General features: G+C 63.9%; 14 protein-coding genes. 8 read left to right on the top strand and 6 right to left on the bottom strand.

Going from position 1 to position 14,359, the window contains the following annotated elements; translation table 11 throughout:
* Positions 1 to 10 precede the first annotated feature (10 nt).
* Together DN388_RS07885 and DN388_RS07880 are read left to right on the top strand one after the other, a co-directional pair.
* Positions 11 to 1,888, top strand: coding sequence for a DUF294 nucleotidyltransferase-like domain-containing protein (locus DN388_RS07885; RefSeq protein ID WP_043864531.1), 1,878 nt, complete (start codon positions 11 to 13; stop codon positions 1,886 to 1,888).
* Positions 1,885 to 2,595, top strand: a complete 711-nt coding sequence (locus tag DN388_RS07880) for a 3'-5' exonuclease (protein WP_043864532.1) — start codon at positions 1,885 to 1,887, stop codon at positions 2,593 to 2,595. Before DN388_RS07885 ends, DN388_RS07880 begins: the two co-directional genes overlap by 4 nt.
* A gap of 139 nt (positions 2,596 to 2,734) precedes the next feature.
* Here DN388_RS07880 and DN388_RS07875 read toward each other — a convergent pair whose 3' ends face one another.
* A complete protein-coding gene (locus DN388_RS07875) occupies positions 2,735 to 4,405 on the bottom strand; it encodes a BCCT family transporter (protein WP_054915306.1) in 1,671 nt (556 codons plus the stop codon).
* Between the two features lie 203 nt (positions 4,406 to 4,608).
* Here DN388_RS07875 and DN388_RS07870 point away from each other — a divergent pair, with 203 nt between their 5' ends.
* A complete protein-coding gene (locus DN388_RS07870; RefSeq protein ID WP_254998440.1) occupies positions 4,609 to 4,956 on the top strand; it encodes a hypothetical protein in 348 nt (115 codons plus the stop codon).
* 6 nt (positions 4,957 to 4,962) lie between these two features.
* On the opposite strand, the gene DN388_RS07865 is transcribed toward DN388_RS07870, so the two are convergent.
* Positions 4,963 to 5,928, bottom strand: coding sequence for a GlxA family transcriptional regulator (locus tag DN388_RS07865; RefSeq protein ID WP_054915308.1), 966 nt, complete (start codon positions 5,926 to 5,928; stop codon positions 4,963 to 4,965).
* A gap of 126 nt (positions 5,929 to 6,054) precedes the next feature.
* On the opposite strand from DN388_RS07865, the gene DN388_RS07860 reads away from it, so the two are divergent.
* Entirely contained in the window at positions 6,055 to 6,696 is a 642-nt protein-coding gene (locus tag DN388_RS07860; RefSeq protein WP_043864536.1) for an HD domain-containing protein, read from the top strand.
* Here the strand turns inward: DN388_RS07860 and DN388_RS07855 are convergent.
* Positions 6,693 to 6,932 carry a divalent metal cation transporter gene (locus tag DN388_RS07855; protein WP_254998434.1) on the bottom strand — a complete coding sequence of 80 codons (240 nt, stop codon included), beginning with the start codon at positions 6,930 to 6,932 and terminating at the stop codon, positions 6,693 to 6,695. The genes DN388_RS07860 and DN388_RS07855 overlap by 4 nt on opposite strands.
* Before the next feature lie 259 nt (positions 6,933 to 7,191).
* On the opposite strand from DN388_RS07855, the gene dusA reads away from it, so the two are divergent.
* The 3 genes from dusA (at position 7,192) to DN388_RS07840 (ending at position 11,310) form a co-directional block, all read left to right on the top strand.
* A complete protein-coding gene (dusA, locus tag DN388_RS07850) occupies positions 7,192 to 8,202 on the top strand; it encodes a tRNA dihydrouridine(20/20a) synthase DusA (protein ID WP_254998432.1) in 1,011 nt (336 codons plus the stop codon).
* 120 nt (positions 8,203 to 8,322) lie between these two features.
* The gene (tal, locus tag DN388_RS07845) at positions 8,323 to 9,249 is read left to right on the top strand and encodes a transaldolase (RefSeq protein WP_043864539.1); all 927 of its coding nucleotides are present in this window, start codon (positions 8,323 to 8,325) and stop codon (positions 9,247 to 9,249) included.
* Positions 9,250 to 9,423: 174 nt separating this feature from the next.
* Positions 9,424 to 11,310: an alkaline phosphatase D family protein gene (locus tag DN388_RS07840; protein WP_254998427.1), complete on the top strand. Its 1,887-nt coding sequence runs from the start codon at positions 9,424 to 9,426 to the stop codon at positions 11,308 to 11,310.
* A 40-nt stretch (positions 11,311 to 11,350) separates the two neighbouring features.
* Here the strand turns inward: DN388_RS07840 and rssC are convergent, their stop codons facing one another.
* Positions 11,351 to 11,833, bottom strand: a complete 483-nt coding sequence (gene rssC, locus DN388_RS07835) for an anti-sigma factor antagonist RssC (protein WP_043864541.1) — start codon at positions 11,831 to 11,833, stop codon at positions 11,351 to 11,353.
* On the bottom strand, positions 11,830 to 13,014 hold the full coding sequence (gene rssB / locus DN388_RS07830; RefSeq protein ID WP_043864542.1) for a two-component system response regulator RssB: 1,185 nt from the start codon (positions 13,012 to 13,014) through the stop codon (positions 11,830 to 11,832). The genes rssC and rssB overlap by 4 nt, the downstream gene beginning before the upstream one ends.
* A 270-nt stretch (positions 13,015 to 13,284) precedes the next feature.
* Here rssB and DN388_RS07825 point away from each other — a divergent pair, with 270 nt between their 5' ends.
* A complete protein-coding gene (locus DN388_RS07825) occupies positions 13,285 to 13,584 on the top strand; it encodes a PilZ domain-containing protein (RefSeq protein ID WP_043864543.1) in 300 nt (99 codons plus the stop codon).
* 50 nt (positions 13,585 to 13,634) lie between these two features.
* Here DN388_RS07825 and DN388_RS07820 read toward each other — a convergent pair whose 3' ends face one another.
* Positions 13,635 to 14,339, bottom strand: a complete 705-nt coding sequence (locus DN388_RS07820) for a VacJ family lipoprotein (RefSeq protein ID WP_123752345.1) — start codon at positions 14,337 to 14,339, stop codon at positions 13,635 to 13,637.
* Between the last annotated feature and the right edge of the window lie 20 nt (positions 14,340 to 14,359).

The raw sequence follows: 14,359 nt of genomic DNA, 5'->3' as shown, positions 1-14,359 counted from the left end.
GCGAGGTTGCATGCAGATCGAGCTTCTGGAGGTTCGCGATCACCTCCACCGTTTCGCCCCTTTCGACGCCCTGCCCGAAGAAACCCTCAACGGCATTGCGCCACGTATCCAGGTGAGCTATTTCAAGGCCGGCAGCACCATCCTGGAAGCAGGCGCCAGCATCCAGGACCTGCACTACGTGCGCAGCGGTGCGGTGGAGATCTACCGGCGCAACGGCGAGCTCTACAACCGCCTGGGCGAAGGCGACATCTTCGGCCAGGCCGGGTTGCTGCGCAGCAACAAGGTGCGCTTTCCGGCCAAGGCGCTGGAAGACAGCCTGATCTACTTCATTCCGGCAGACCTGTTTGCCGAACTGTGCGAGCAGCACGACAGCTTTGCCGAGTTCGTCGAGGCCGAAGGGCATTCGCGCCTCAAGTCCGCTGTCGAAGGCCAGGGCCGCGCCAGCGAGCTGATCCAGCTCAAGGCACGCACCCTGCTCTCGCGCAGCCTGGTGTGGGTGAGCCAGGACACTTCGATTCTGGACGCGGCGCGCCTGATGGCCGCCGAAAGCGTGTCGTGCGTGGCAGTGGTCGAACCGGTACCGGATGCCCCCGACAAACTGCTGGGGCTGGTCACCGACCGGGATCTGCGCACCCGCGTGCTGGCCGCCGACCTCAGCAGCAGCCTGCCCATCAGCACGGTGATGTCGAGCGATCCGGTGGTGATCCAGGCCAACGACTCGGTGTTCGAAGCCATGCTGTGCATGCTGCGGCGCAACATCCACCACCTGCCGGTGGTGCACAAGGGCCGCACGCTGGGGCTGATCAACCTGTCGGACATCATCCGCCACGAGTCCCAGAGCAGCCTGCACCTGGTCAACAGCATCTCCAACCAGAACAGCGTGGCCGGCCTGCGCTCGCTGCTGCGCGACCTGCGCGGCACCTATGTGCGCATGGTGCGCGATGGCGCCACCGCGCACATGATCGGCAGCGCGATTTCCGGCATCGGGCGCGCCTTCACCCAGCGCCTGCTGGAACTGGCCGAACGCGACCTGGGCCCGCCGCCCGTGCCGTACTGCTTCATGGCGCTGGGCTCGATGGCGCGGGACGAACAGTTGCTGGTCACCGACCAGGACAACGCCCTGGTGCTGGACGACAGCTTCGACCCGGTGCAGCACGACGCCTACTTCCTCAAACTCGCCACCTTCGTCAGCGACGGCCTGGCCGCGTGCGGCTACAGCTACTGCAAGGGCGGGATCATGGCCACCAACGACCAGTGGCGCCAGCCGCTGCGGGTATGGAAGGGCTACTTCACCCAGTGGATCGACAAACCCAACGCGGCCACCCTGCTCAACAGCAGCATCTTCTTCGACCTCGACGGGGTGTATGGCCAGCTGGAACTGGTGGAAACCCTCAAGACCCTGTGCGCGCAGAAGTCCAGCGCCAGCCCCGCCTTTCTTACCGCCATGGCGCGCAATGCACTGAACCGTACGCCGCCGCTGGGGTTCTTCCGGACCTTCGTGATGGAAACCGACGGCCGCCAGAAACAGATCATCAACCTCAAGGGCCGCGGCACCGCACCGCTCACCGACCTGATTCGCGTACATGCCCTGGCCTGCGCCAGTACCGCGCAGAACTCGGTCGAGCGCCTGGAAGCCATCAGCGCCACCAAGCTGATGCAGCCGGCGGCCATCGAGCACCTGCGTTATGCGCTGGAGTTCCTGTCGATGGTGCGCATTCGGCACCAGGTGGACGCCCTCGAAAACGGCCAGCAGCCGGACAACTACATCGAGCCCGAGCGCTTCTCCAGCAGCGAGCGACACAACCTCAAGGAAGCGTTCCAGGTGCTGAGCCATGCGCAGAAGTTCCTGCGCTTTCGCTACCCTGGCATCGTGCGGCACTCGCGATGAAGCCGCGTGGTATCGACCGTATCGACTGGGCAACGCGCTTTCAGGCATTGGCAGCCCAGGCGCGCAACCCGCTGCTGAAGAACTTCTATGCCGCCGGCGTGGTGCCGGCTGGCACTCCCCTGGAGCAGGTGCCGTTGCTGGCGCTGGATGTGGAAACCACCGGGCTGGATGCGCAGAAGGATGCCATTGTCAGCATTGGCCTGATGCCCTTCACCCTGCAGCGCATCCGCTGCGCCGAGGCGCGCTACTGGGTGGTGAAACCGCGCACCGAACTGAGCGACGAGTCGGTGACCTTCCACCACATCACCCACAGCGACATCCGCCATGCGCCCACCCTGCCCCATGTGCTCAACGCGTTGCTGGGAGCCATGGCCGGGCATGTGATGGTGGTGCATTACCGCAACCTGGAACGCGGGTTTCTCGACAATGCGGTGCGACGGCACCTGGGTGAGGGGTTGGAGTTTCCGGTGATCGACACCATGCAGCTGGAAGCACTGCTGCACCGTGGCAAACGCAGTTGGCGGGACCGCCTGCTGCGCCGGCCGCCAGCCTCGATACGCCTGGCCGACAGCCGCGCGCGCTATCACCTGCCGCCGTATCACGCGCACCATGCCCTGACCGATGCGTTGGCCACGGCCGAGCTGTTGCAGGCCCAGGTGGCACATCGGTTCGAAGCGGGAATGGAAATCGGGCGGCTGTGGGATTGAACGCCAGCAAACTGGCTTTGTGCAGAAGCCAGCCTTGCTGGCGATGCCCGGCTACGCCGGGCCAGGGGCGCCATGCACGCCATCGCCGGCAAGGCCGGCTGCTACGCCCCCACAATAAAGTTGCTGCGCCGGGCGGGCTTTAACCGCGCGGCTCCGACATCAGTCCCTTGACCAGCGACACACAGCCGAGCAGCAACACGATGGCGAACGGCAGGCCGGTCGACACCGCCATCGCCTGCAGCGCAATCAAGCCGCCACCGAGCAAAAGCGCAATCGCGATCACGCCCTGCATCACCGCCCAGAACACCCGCTGCGGCACCGGTGCATCCACCTTGCCACCGGCGGTGATGGTATCGATCACCAGCGAGCCGGAGTCGGACGAGGTGATGAAGAACACCGCCACCAGCACGATGCCGATGAACGAGGTGATCTCCTTGAGCGGCAGGCCGCTGAGCATCGCGAACAGCTTGAGCTCCAGCACCGCATCGGTCACGCCGGCAAAGTGCTGGTTCACGGTCTGATCGATGGCGGTGCCGCCGAAAGTGGTCATCCACAGTACCGATACCAGCGAGGGCACCAGCAACACGGCGATGAGAAACTCGCGCACCGTGCGGCCACGGCTGACACGGGCGATGAACATGCCCACGAACGGCGACCAGCTGATCCACCAGGCCCAGTAGAAGGCAGTCCAGCCCTGGGTGAACTCGGCATCCTCGCGCCCCACCGGGTTGGACAACGCCGGCAGGTACTCGATGTAGGCCGTGAGGTTTCTGAAGAAGCCGGTGAAGATCGCCAGGGTCGGCCCGACCACGATGATGAACACCAGCAGCAGCAACGCCAGGCCCATGTTCACCTGGGACAGCATCTTCACGCCCTTGTCCATGCCGGCCAGCACCGAGCCCAGTGCGATGATGCTGATGCCGATGATCAGCAGCACCTTGCTGACATTGGTCGAGGGGATCGCGAACAGGTATTCGAGCCCGGCTGCCGCCTGCTCGGCACCGATCCCGAGGGAAGTGGCCAGGCCGAACAGCGTGGCGAACACCGCCAGGATATCGATCACATGCCCCGGCCAGCCCCACACGCGCTCACCCAGCAACGGGTAGAACACCGAGCGGATCGACAGCGGCAAGCCCTTGTTGTAGGTGAACAGCGCCAGCGACAACGCAACGATCGCGTAGATCGCCCACGGGTGCAGGCCCCAGTGGTAGATGGTGGCCGCCATCGCCATGTCGGCCGCCACCTTGGCATCACCGCCTGCACCGCCCAGCGGCGCCCAGTCGGTACGCACGCCGTTGGCGTCGAGGGTGACCCCGCCCATGGCGGCCGAGAAGTGCGACATCGGTTCGGCCACGCCATAGAACATCAGGCCGATACCCATGCCGGCGGCGAACAGCATCGAGAACCAGCCCACATAGGAATGGTCCGGCACCGCTTCGCGCCCGCCCAGGCGCACCTTGCCCAACGGCGAGACGATCAGGCCCAGGCACAGCAGTACGAAGATGTTCGCGGTGCTCATGAAGAACCACGCCAGGTTGGCGGTCAACCAGCTGCGCATGGCGCTGAACACCGGCTCGACTTCGTTCTGCAAGGCCAGGGTGAGGATGACGAACAGGAAGATGGTGGCGGCAGAGATGAGGAACACCTTGCCGTGGATATCTAGCGAGAAGGAAAACTCGCCCTTGAAATTGTCCTGGCCGACGACGTAGTCGGTATCGATCAGGTTTACTTCACCGCTGGGAGCTGGAATGCCGTCGACGGTCGGCGGCTGAGAATGCCCGGGTGTGTCGTTGGAGGGGGTTCTTCCCACGAAATAGCTCCTTGAATTGCTGGCACGCTTCGACGTGCAGTGATCTGATAGCCCCGCTGTTCCTATGGCAAAACGAGAAATGTGAAGGCCACAGGGTAGCAGGCCTGAGGTCGGACCGCCGCACCCGTCATCGGTTCAAGGCTTTTTGCCATTATTTGCATTCACCTTGCCGGCCCTTTATTGCACGACTCAAGCGAGCCCCCATGTCCCGATACGCCATCGCCGTCACCGCCGCCGACCACAAGCCAGGGATCGTCAAGCTGCTGCGCCAGTGGTCTGCCGACAGCATCGGCGAGCTGATGCGCAAGGTGGGCACGCAAATGCCGGTCGTGCTGTTCGATACCACGGACTTCGCCCTGGAGGTGCCCAGCGAGCAAGGCACGGTGACGCAGCAGCAAACGCTGCTGGCAATCATCGATGCGCTGGAGCAGGCCGGCGCCAGCCTGCGCATCACCCACCATGCGGGCTCGATGGTGGAGCCGCTGACGCGTGAGATGCTGGAGAACCTGTTCGAAAGCGAGCTGCTCTACCTGGGCCAGGAGCACGACTGAGCGTTGCTACGCCCCGCCGTGCCCGTAACGCTTGCGGTACTCGGCAGGTGTCACCCCCACGTGCTTGAAGAACGCCCGGCGCAGGGTGTCGGCGTTGGCGAAGCCGCATTTGGCGGCGACCTGCTTGGGCGCATCACCACCGGCCTCCAGCAGGGCGCGTGCAGCGGCCACCCGCGCCGACTCCACCCAGGCCGCGGGGGTGACCCCCACCTCGGCATGAAACAGCCGGGCAAAATGCCGGGGGCTGAGGCCGGCATGTTCGGCCAATGCCTCGACTGTCAGCGCCAGCTGCGGGTTGGCGGCCACCCAGCGCTGCACTTGCTGCAACACCGAACGCCCGGCTGGCTGCGCCTCGCCCTTGCGGCTGAACTGCAACTGCCCGCCCGGGCGCTTGAAGAACATCACCAGTTGCGCCGCTACCCGCAGCGCGATTTCACGGCCCAGGTCTTCCTCCACCAGCATCAGCGCCAGGTCCAGCCCGGCAGTGACCCCGGCGGCTGTGCGCAGCTTGCCGTCGCGCACATACAGCGCGTCCTCTTCCACGCTCAGGCTCGGGTAACGCTGTGCCAGGGCCTGTGCCGCGGCCCAGTGTGTGGTCACCCGCCGCCCATCCAGCAACCCGCTGGCCGCCAGCGCGAAGGCGCCGGTGCACACCGAGCCGAAGCGGCGCGACTGGCCCGCGCAATCGCGGATCCAGGCCAGCAGCGTGTTGTTCAGTTGCATCCGCGCCGCATCCGGCGCCCCGGCCACCAGCAAGGTGTCGAAGCACTGCCCGGGCTCACCTGCCACCAGGTCGGGCAACAGCCGCGCACCGGACGAGCTGTGAATGGGCCCTGGCTCGCACGCCACCACCTGCAACGTGTAGACCTGCCGACCCGCCTCGACATTGGCCTGGGCGAACACATCCAGCGGGCCCGACACATCGAGCAGTTGAACACCGGGCAGCGCGAGTACGGCAATGGTTCTGGTCATGGCGAAGGGCGAACCTCAAGGCGTCGTGATTCCACGTGAAATGGCAGTATATGGCGTATCACGCCATTTGAGGACAGCAGTGTCGAGCCTGACAATGGAGGCGAACCGCAACTCGGAGCCTGCCCCATGACACTCGACATCCACGGCATCAAGATCCCCGACAGCCAGCTCGCCCGCGAAATCACCGAGGTGGTACGCGATACGGCCTCGCCCCTGCTGTTCCACCATTCCAGCCGCGTGTTCTACTTCGCCGCCCTGGCGGGCCAGAAGCGCGGCCTGAAGTTCGACGCCGAGCTGCTGTACTGCGGCTGCATGTTCCACGACATGGGCCTGACCCATCAGCACAGCAGCGCCTGCGAGCGTTTCGAAGTGGATGGCGCCAATGCCGCACGCGACTTCCTGTGCGGCCACGGCATCGCCCAGCAGGACATCGATACGGTATGGACCGCCATCGCTCTGCACACCACCCCAGGCATACCCGAGCACATGCACCCGGTGGTGGCGCTGGTGACGGCAGGGGTCGAGATGGACGTGCTGGGGCTGACCCACGGCCAGTACGGCGCTGCCGAGCGCGAAGCCATCGTCAGCGCCCACCCGCGGGGCGAGCATTTCAAGGAAGACATCATCCAGGCCTTCTACGACGGCATCCGCCACAAGCCGCAGACCACCTTCGGCAACGTCAAGGCGGATGTGCTGGCCGACAAGGACCCCGCCTTCAAGCCCGGGAATTTCTGTGCGGTGATTCGCGGCTCGAAGTGGGCGAGCTAGGCACCTGCTGGCCCGTGGTGCTTGATAGTGGCGGCCAGGCCGCGACGGGTGATGTAGCCGATGCGTGCACTCACCAGTTGAATCGCGATCATCAGGGGCAGGGTCAGCACCACGGTCCACAGCATGGAGAAGCCAAACTGTGCGCCGGCTTGCGAATAGGTGGCGATACCGCTCGGATCGTCGTCGGCAGCGCCGGTGATCAACCCGGGCCCAAGCCGTCGCAGGCTGCGGCGCAATCCGATTTTCCTGACAGGCTTCATGGCCGCGCCTCGATTCACCTGCGGGGGTGGGCCGAACATTGCGCAGGGGACAGCAACAGACTAGCCCGCCCACGGCCGTTTGGGCGCCGGCATGACGGGCTTGCAGGCGAAGGTTGCAGACTCTTGGTAAACTGGCGCACTTGTGTTTTTGGGGCTGGCCGGTGTGACGCGGTGTCAGCGCAGAACGCCCATCGCCCGAAACACCCCGAATTGGCTGCACCACACGTAGACGAACATGCTCTCAGAACCTGTTACAACTCCTGTAGATACGCGGCCCGAGCCGTCCCGCCGGTTCAGCGTTGCACCCATGATGGACTGGACCGACCGCCACTGCCGCTTCTTCCTGCGCCTGCTGTCGCGCAATGCCTTGCTCTACACCGAAATGGTCACCACCGGCGCCCTGCTGCATGGCGACGCCGAGCGTTTTCTGCGCCATGACGAAGCCGAGTACCCGCTGGCCCTGCAACTGGGTGGCAGCGTGCCGGCGGACTTGGCCGCCTGCGCCGTACTCGCGCAAAACGCCGGCTACAACGAAGTGAACCTCAACGTCGGCTGCCCCAGCGACCGCGTGCAGAACAACATGATCGGCGCCTGCCTGATGGGCCATCCGGGGTTGGTGGGCGATTGTGTCAAGGCCATGCTCGACGCAGTGCAGATCCCGGTCACGGTCAAGCACCGCATCGGCATCAATGGCCGCGACAGCTACGCCGAGCTCTGCGACTTCGTCGGCCGGGTACGCGACGCAGGCTGCCGCAGCTTCACCGTACACGCGCGCATCGCCATCCTCGAGGGCCTCTCGCCCAAGGAGAACCGCGAGATCCCGCCACTGCGCTATGACGTTGCCGCGCAGCTCAAGGCCGACTTCCCGGACCTGGAGTTCATTCTCAATGGCGGCATCAAGACCCTCGCCGAATGCCAGCAGCACCTGCAGACCTTCGACGGCGTGATGCTCGGCCGCGAGGCGTACCACAACCCTTATGTACTGGCCGAAGTCGACCAGCAGCTGTTCGGCAGCGACGCCCCGGTGATCAGCCGCAGCGAAGCGCTGGCCAGGCTGCGCCCGTACATCGCCCAGCACCTGCAGAACGGCGGCGCCATGCACCATGTCACCCGGCATATCCTCGGCCTGGGCCAGGGCTTCCCCGGCGCTCGCAAGTTCCGCCAGCTGCTGTCGGTGGACATCCACAAGAGCTCCGACCCCCTGGGCCTGCTCGACCAGGCGGGGCTGCTGCTGGAAGGACGCTAGGAACCTGCGCGCGGCTGGACACTCCAATCGTTACCCTCCCCCGATAGCCTGCCGCACAGCCCTTGAGCGGCCGGCAGCGCTCGGGTAATGTCGTCCAACCGCACAGGACAGAGCACGCTCATGACTTCCAAGCTGGAACAACTCAAGCAGTTCACCACGGTCGTCGCCGACACCGGCGATATCGATGCGATCAGCCGGCTCAAGCCGGTCGACGCCACCACCAACCCGTCCCTGTTGCTCAAGGCCGCCGCCATGCCCGGCTATGCCGAGCTGCTCGATGACGCGCTCAAGCACAGCAAGGGCGACCTGGGCCTTGCCTGCGATGCATTCGCGGTATCGGTGGGCAGCGGAATTCTCAAGGTGATCCCGGGCCGTATTTCCACGGAAGTGGACGCCCGACTGTCCTTCGACCAACCTGCCCTGCTGTCCAAGGCGCGCCAATTGATCGAGTTGTACGACAAGGCCGGCATCGGCCGCGACCGCGTGCTGATCAAGCTGGCCTCCACCTGGGAGGGCATCCGCGCCGCCGAGGTACTGGAAAAGGAAGGCATCCAGACCAACCTGACCCTGCTGTTTTCCTTCGCCCAGGCGGCTGCCTGTGCCGATGCCGGGGTGTTCCTGATTTCGCCGTTCGTGGGCCGTATCTACGACTGGTACAAGAAATCGACCGGCAAGGAGTATGTCGGGGCCGAAGACCCGGGCGTGAAGTCGGTCACGCGTATTTACGATTACTACAAGGCCAACGGCTACGACACCGTGGTCATGGGCGCCAGCTTCCGCAACATCGGCCAGATCGAGCAGTTGGCCGGCTGCGACCGCCTGACCATCAGCCCTGAGTTGCTGCAGCAGCTCAGCGATGACCAGGGCACCCTGGCGCGCAAGCTCACCCCGGGCAAGGCTGGCGAGCCACGCCTGACACTCGACGAAAGCCAGTTCCGCTGGCTCTCCAACGAAGATGCCATGGCCACCGAGAAACTCGCCGAGGGCATCCGCCAGTTTGCGCGGGATCAGGAGAAACTCGAGGCGTTGTTGGCTGCAAAGGCCTGATACAAATACGGTTTGCCAGGCAAGGTGTGAAGGCGGAGCATTAGCGGTTTTGCACGCTGGATCTTGCAGACCTCTTCGCCGGCAACGCCGACTCCTACAGGGCTGCACGATACTGTAGGAGCCGGCATTGCCGGCGAAGCGCCGAAGGCGCACCCATCCATCTTCGAGTAATCAATGCCCGAAAACACCCCGCTGCCCCTGGTACTGGCCGGCCCGTTGCTGCGCCGCCTGGAGCCTGCGCGCATGGTCCTGTGGCTGATCGGCTCACAGCCGTTGCAGCCCGAACTGCACCTGCAACACTCCACCGAATACACCCTGAGCTGTCAGGTCATCCCCATCGGCCAGCACGCCTTCGTGCACCTGCTCGATATCCAGCTGCACACCCCACTGCCCACCGACGTGCAGATCGACTACGACGTGCTGATCGGCGGCCAGGGCATCGCCACCTGGGCCCCACACCTGCTGTATGAAGGCGCCCGCCTGCCCAACTTCGTGATACGCGAGCGCCTCGACCAGTTGTTGCATGGCTCGTGCCGCAAGCCGCACCACCCCGCCGCCGATGGCCTGTTGTGCGCCGACCGCCTGCTGGCCGCGCCCCACGCACCCGCCGAGCGCCCGGCGCTGCTGATGATGAGCGGTGACCAGGTGTACGCCGACGATGTGGCCGGCCCCATGCTGCGGGCCATCCACGGGCTGATCGAGCGGCTGGGCCTGTACCACGAGCACCTGGAAGGCGCCGTGGTGCAGAACAGCGCCGAGCTGTACCGCCACCCGGCCAGCTACTATCACCGTGCTGACCTGCTGCCAGCCCTGGAGAGCAACGAAACCCTGCGCGAGCGCTTTTTCGGCGGCACGCGCAAACCCATCTTCACCAGCAGCAACGCCGACAACCACCTGGTAACCCTGGCCGAGATCATGGCCATGTACCTGCTGGTCTGGTCGCCTGTGCCCTGGACCTTGGTCGACACCCCCATGCCATCAGGCCTGACCACCCAGCGCCAGGCCCGCTACCAGCGCGAACAGCACTGCCTGAAGGGCTTCGTCGAAGGGCTGGATGGCGTGGCGCGGGTACTGGCGCACCTGCCCAGCCTGATGATCTTCGATGACCACGACATCACCGACGACTGGAACCTCTCGGCCCAATGGGAAGAAACCGCCTACGGGCACGCCTTCTCGCGGCGCATCATCGGCAACGCGCTGATCGGCTACATGCTCTGCCAGGGCTGGGGCAACAACCCGGACGTGTTTGGCGAGCTGCTGCAAAGCTGCCAGGCCCTGAGCCACAGCGCCGATGACGACGGCTATTTCGACCGCGCTGCGCAAGATGGCCTGATCAAACAGCTGCTGCGCTTTCAGGAGTGGCACTTCGTGCTGCCCACCCAGCCTGCGCTGCTGGTACTTGATACCCGCACACGTCGCTGGCGTAGCGAGAGCAAGCTGCAAAAGCCCTCCGGGCTGCTGGACTGGGAAGCGCTGTGCGAACTGCAGCAGGCCTTGCTGGACCACCCCTCGGCCATCATCGTCTCCCCCGCCCCGCTGTTTGGCGTGAAGCTGATCGAAACCATCCAGCGCGTGTTCAGCTGGTGCGGCTATCCGCTGCTGGTGGACGCCGAGAACTGGATGGCGCACCGGGGAGCGGCGCAGGTGATTCTGAATATCTTCCGTCACTCGCGCACGCCAGGGCATTACGTGATCCTCTCGGGCGACGTGCACTATTCCTTCGTGTACGAGGTAATGATTCGTCACAAACGCGGCGCCCCGCACCTGTGGCAGATCACCAGCAGCGGCATCAAGAACGAATTCCCGCGCCGACTGCTCGATGTGTTCGACCGACTCAATCGCTGGCTCTACGCCCCACGATCACCGTTGAACTGGTTCACCAAGCGCCGCCTGATGCAGGTGGTGCCGCGTACACCCGCGCACAGCAAGGCCGGCGAGCGCCTGTGGAACAGCGCCGGGCTGGGCCAGGTGTTCTTCAACGCGCAGGGGCAGCCCGAGCGCATCTTCCAGCTCAACGCCAACGGCGCGCCGCCCACGGAGTTTCCCCGCGAGGCTGAATGAAAAGGTGAGTTCGGCGCCCGCTACAGGGCGCCAGGATCGATCAGGTCCGCTCCAGGGCGTTGACCAGGTCGTGGAAGGCTTCGCGGTTGGAGTCGTTCAGGCCCATGAGGATCTTGTGCGCTTCCAGCACCTTGGCGCGCACTACCTCTTCGTTCTGGTCCTGGGACGGCAGATCGGTCAGGCACTCAGGGCACGGGATTGGACGATCGACGATGTTGAACACCTGATCGAAGCCCATCGACTGCAGAAGCCGGGTGATATCGGCATGGGTAGTCACCACCGTGGGCAGCAGGCCGACCTTCTGCCGCGACAGGATCGACAACTTGGCCAGCAGGCCCAGAGTGGTGCTGTCGATACTGTTGGTTTCGGTAAGATCGATGACGATCGCCGAGAAATTCAGCGCCGTGAAGATCTTTTCAATCGTTGCATCCAGCGCCGAACACAGGGTCAGACGCACTTCACCGACGAACTTCAGAACAAAGGTGCCATTCTGCTCGGCAAACTGGATTCTTCCAGTACTCATTGAAGGTTCCTGCTCAACACCATTAGGGCGATATCATCCGGCATCTCCCCAAGCGTAGCCAATTCGAATCGTTGGCGCAGCCCATCCAGGCTGCCACCTGCTGCCTTGATGATTTCAGGCAAGGCAGCCTCCTTATCTTTGAGCGTGTCGCCAGGCAAAAGGTCCAGAATGCCATCAGACAGCAATGTGAGGCTGAACTGCGGCGGCAACTCCAGAACGTGATCCTGGTAGGTGGCCTCGTCGAACAACCCCACCGGCAGGCCGCGCCCTTCCAGGTAGCGGGTGTCGTCCGGGGTGTACAGCACCGGCAACGGCAGATGGCCGCCGATGCTGTAGGTCATCAGCCCGGTGTGCTCGTCGATCACGCCGCCCACCATGGTCACGTGCTTGCCCAGCCTGCAATTGATCAGGCCGCGGTTGATATGCCCGAGCACCTCGGACGGCTTGAACTCGGGCAAGGTGCCGGCGCGCTTGAATTCGAACAGCAGGCGCGTGGTCATGAACTTGAGCAGCACAGTCACGAACGCCGAGGAGGCACCATGGCCGGACACGTCGGCCAGGTAGAACGCCACGCGTCGCTCGTCGACACGAAAGTAATCGGTGAAATCGCCAGACAGGTACAGAGACGGAATGATCTGGTGTTCGAAACGCAGGTCTCCGGCCTTCCACGGGTTCTCCGGCAGCATGTTCATCTGCACCTGGCGCCCGGCAGTCTGGTCTTCCTGCAGCAGGTGCAGGCTGGCCTCCAGCTCACGGTTGGCGGTTTCGAGCTTGTCGCGGTAACGCTGGTTTTCCAGTACCAGATGCGCCCGATCCAACGCCCGGCGAACCGAGTGCTCCAGCACTGCCAGGTCTTCCAGGGGCTTGATCAGGTAGTCGGCAGCACCCAGGCGCAACGCTTCGACGGCATCGTTCATCACGCCCGCGCCCGACACCACGATCACCGGCAGGTCGGGGGCACGCTCGGTAACCTGGCGAATCAGCTCCAGGCCGCCCATTTGCGGCATGCGCAGATCGCAGATCACCAGATCAGGCTGTTCCTGCTCGAAGACCTGGAGACCCTGCTGGCCGTTGCTTGCCTGCAGGACGCTGAAGCCGCTGTCTTCCAGGTAGGCGGCGAGGCTCGCACGCACTACATCGTCATCATCGATTATCAGCAGCGTTGCACTGTTTTTCTGCATGTGGGCAAACGGCGCCAGAAATAGGTTGGGGTAGGCGGCCAGGCAAAACGAGGCCCGCTTACTGGATTCACTTCTAGCCACTCTTGCATTTCAGGTGTAGGACAAAAGGCCTGCCCGGCAAATGTCAGAGGTGCCCTGTAAGGCGCAGACGGTACTCCCATCCGCCGGGGGTTTCAAGCATGCACCGATGGTCGCCTGTGCTCTTTACAGCACAAATCACCGGGAGTTATAAAAACCCCTTCTATCGCAACCCAATGGAAGGATGCAGGCATGAGCCAGAACCACGCCGACTATAGCGAGAAGCGTGATTTCATCAGGATGCGGGTAGATACCGACGTTACTCTGATACATGCCGAGCAAGTGATTGCGGCGGTGTGCCTGGACCTCTCGAGCAGCGGCATGCAGGTACAGGCAGCGAAAACCTTTCAGGTTGGAGACAACCTCAGCGTCAGCATCGATTCGGACCACCCTTCACTCAAGGGCCTGCACGCCACAACGCAAGTGGTGTGGATTGCCGATCAGCCCCAGGGCCAGCAGAAGCTGGGCCTCAAGATCCTTGCGATGAGCTGAACAGCAGGCATGAAAAAGGCGGCCATGGCCGCCTTTTTCATGCATCACGATCAGAAATCGTCTTTTACATCCCCGTCCTTGACCTTGAACTCGCGGTTCTGCAGGTAGGCGTTGCGGATGAAGCTGTACTTGTCGCCACGGATCATCTTCTCGGCTGACAGCAGGCTGGCACGGGTGTCCACCACGTCCACCGCGATTGCGGTGTTGCGGGTGGGCACATGGTCCATGTAGCGGTAGGGTTCGGTGTAGGTGTCCGGGTACTTGGCGATCGCATCGCGCACGGTGCTCGGCCCAAGCAGCGGCAGCATCACGTACGGGCCACTGCCTACACCCCAGTAGCCGAGGGTCTGGCCGAAGTCCTCGTCGCTGCGCTGCAGGCCCATCTTGGTACCCACATCGAAGAAGCCGGCCAGGCCGAAGGTGGTGTTGACGATCAACCGCGCGGTATCGACGCCGGCTGCGTGGGGCTTGAGCTGCAACACGTTGTTGGCAAGGTTGGTCAAGTCACCGAGGTTGCGGAACATGTTGTGGATGCCGTCCTCGAGAAACTGCGGCGTCACCCACTGGTAGCCCTGGGCCAGCGGCTTGAGCGCGTAGGTATCGATCGTGTCGTTGAACCGGAAGATCGGCCGGTTGATGCTCTCCCACGGGTCTTCCTCGGTCGCCGCCTGGGCCAGTACCGGCGCCAGCAGCAGGCTCGCGCAGACACAGGCACGGGTCATACGATCGATCACGCCAGCACCGATCCCACGCATAAAATTTCTCCTAGGCAAAC

This window comes from Pseudomonas sp. S12(2018), from assembly GCF_024355235.1.
Classification (GTDB): domain Bacteria; phylum Pseudomonadota; class Gammaproteobacteria; order Pseudomonadales; family Pseudomonadaceae; genus Aquipseudomonas; species Aquipseudomonas palmensis.
Note: the sequence above shows the minus strand (reverse complement) of the source record. Positions and strands in the feature narration are given on the sequence as shown.

Excerpts from the sequence above, each read along its gene's own strand:
- DN388_RS07870 (WP_254998440.1), top strand. The coding sequence starts at position 4,609 with ATGTCCCGATACGCCATCGCCGTCACCGCCGCCGACCACAAGCCAGGG.
- rssB (WP_043864542.1), bottom strand. The coding sequence starts at position 13,014 with ATGCAGAAAAACAGTGCAACGCTGCTGATAATCGATGATGACGATGTA.
- DN388_RS07825 (WP_043864543.1), top strand. The coding sequence starts at position 13,285 with ATGAGCCAGAACCACGCCGACTATAGCGAGAAGCGTGATTTCATCAGG.
- rssC (WP_043864541.1), bottom strand. The coding sequence starts at position 11,833 with ATGAGTACTGGAAGAATCCAGTTTGCCGAGCAGAATGGCACCTTTGTT.
- dusA (WP_254998432.1), top strand. The coding sequence starts at position 7,192 with ATGCTCTCAGAACCTGTTACAACTCCTGTAGATACGCGGCCCGAGCCG.
- DN388_RS07885 (WP_043864531.1), top strand. The coding sequence starts at position 11 with ATGCAGATCGAGCTTCTGGAGGTTCGCGATCACCTCCACCGTTTCGCC.
- DN388_RS07865 (WP_054915308.1), bottom strand. The coding sequence starts at position 5,928 with ATGACCAGAACCATTGCCGTACTCGCGCTGCCCGGTGTTCAACTGCTC.
- DN388_RS07860 (WP_043864536.1), top strand. The coding sequence starts at position 6,055 with ATGACACTCGACATCCACGGCATCAAGATCCCCGACAGCCAGCTCGCC.
- DN388_RS07880 (WP_043864532.1), top strand. The coding sequence starts at position 1,885 with ATGAAGCCGCGTGGTATCGACCGTATCGACTGGGCAACGCGCTTTCAG.
- DN388_RS07820 (WP_123752345.1), bottom strand. The coding sequence starts at position 14,339 with ATGCGTGGGATCGGTGCTGGCGTGATCGATCGTATGACCCGTGCCTGT.
- DN388_RS07840 (WP_254998427.1), top strand. The coding sequence starts at position 9,424 with ATGCCCGAAAACACCCCGCTGCCCCTGGTACTGGCCGGCCCGTTGCTG.
- tal (WP_043864539.1), top strand. The coding sequence starts at position 8,323 with ATGACTTCCAAGCTGGAACAACTCAAGCAGTTCACCACGGTCGTCGCC.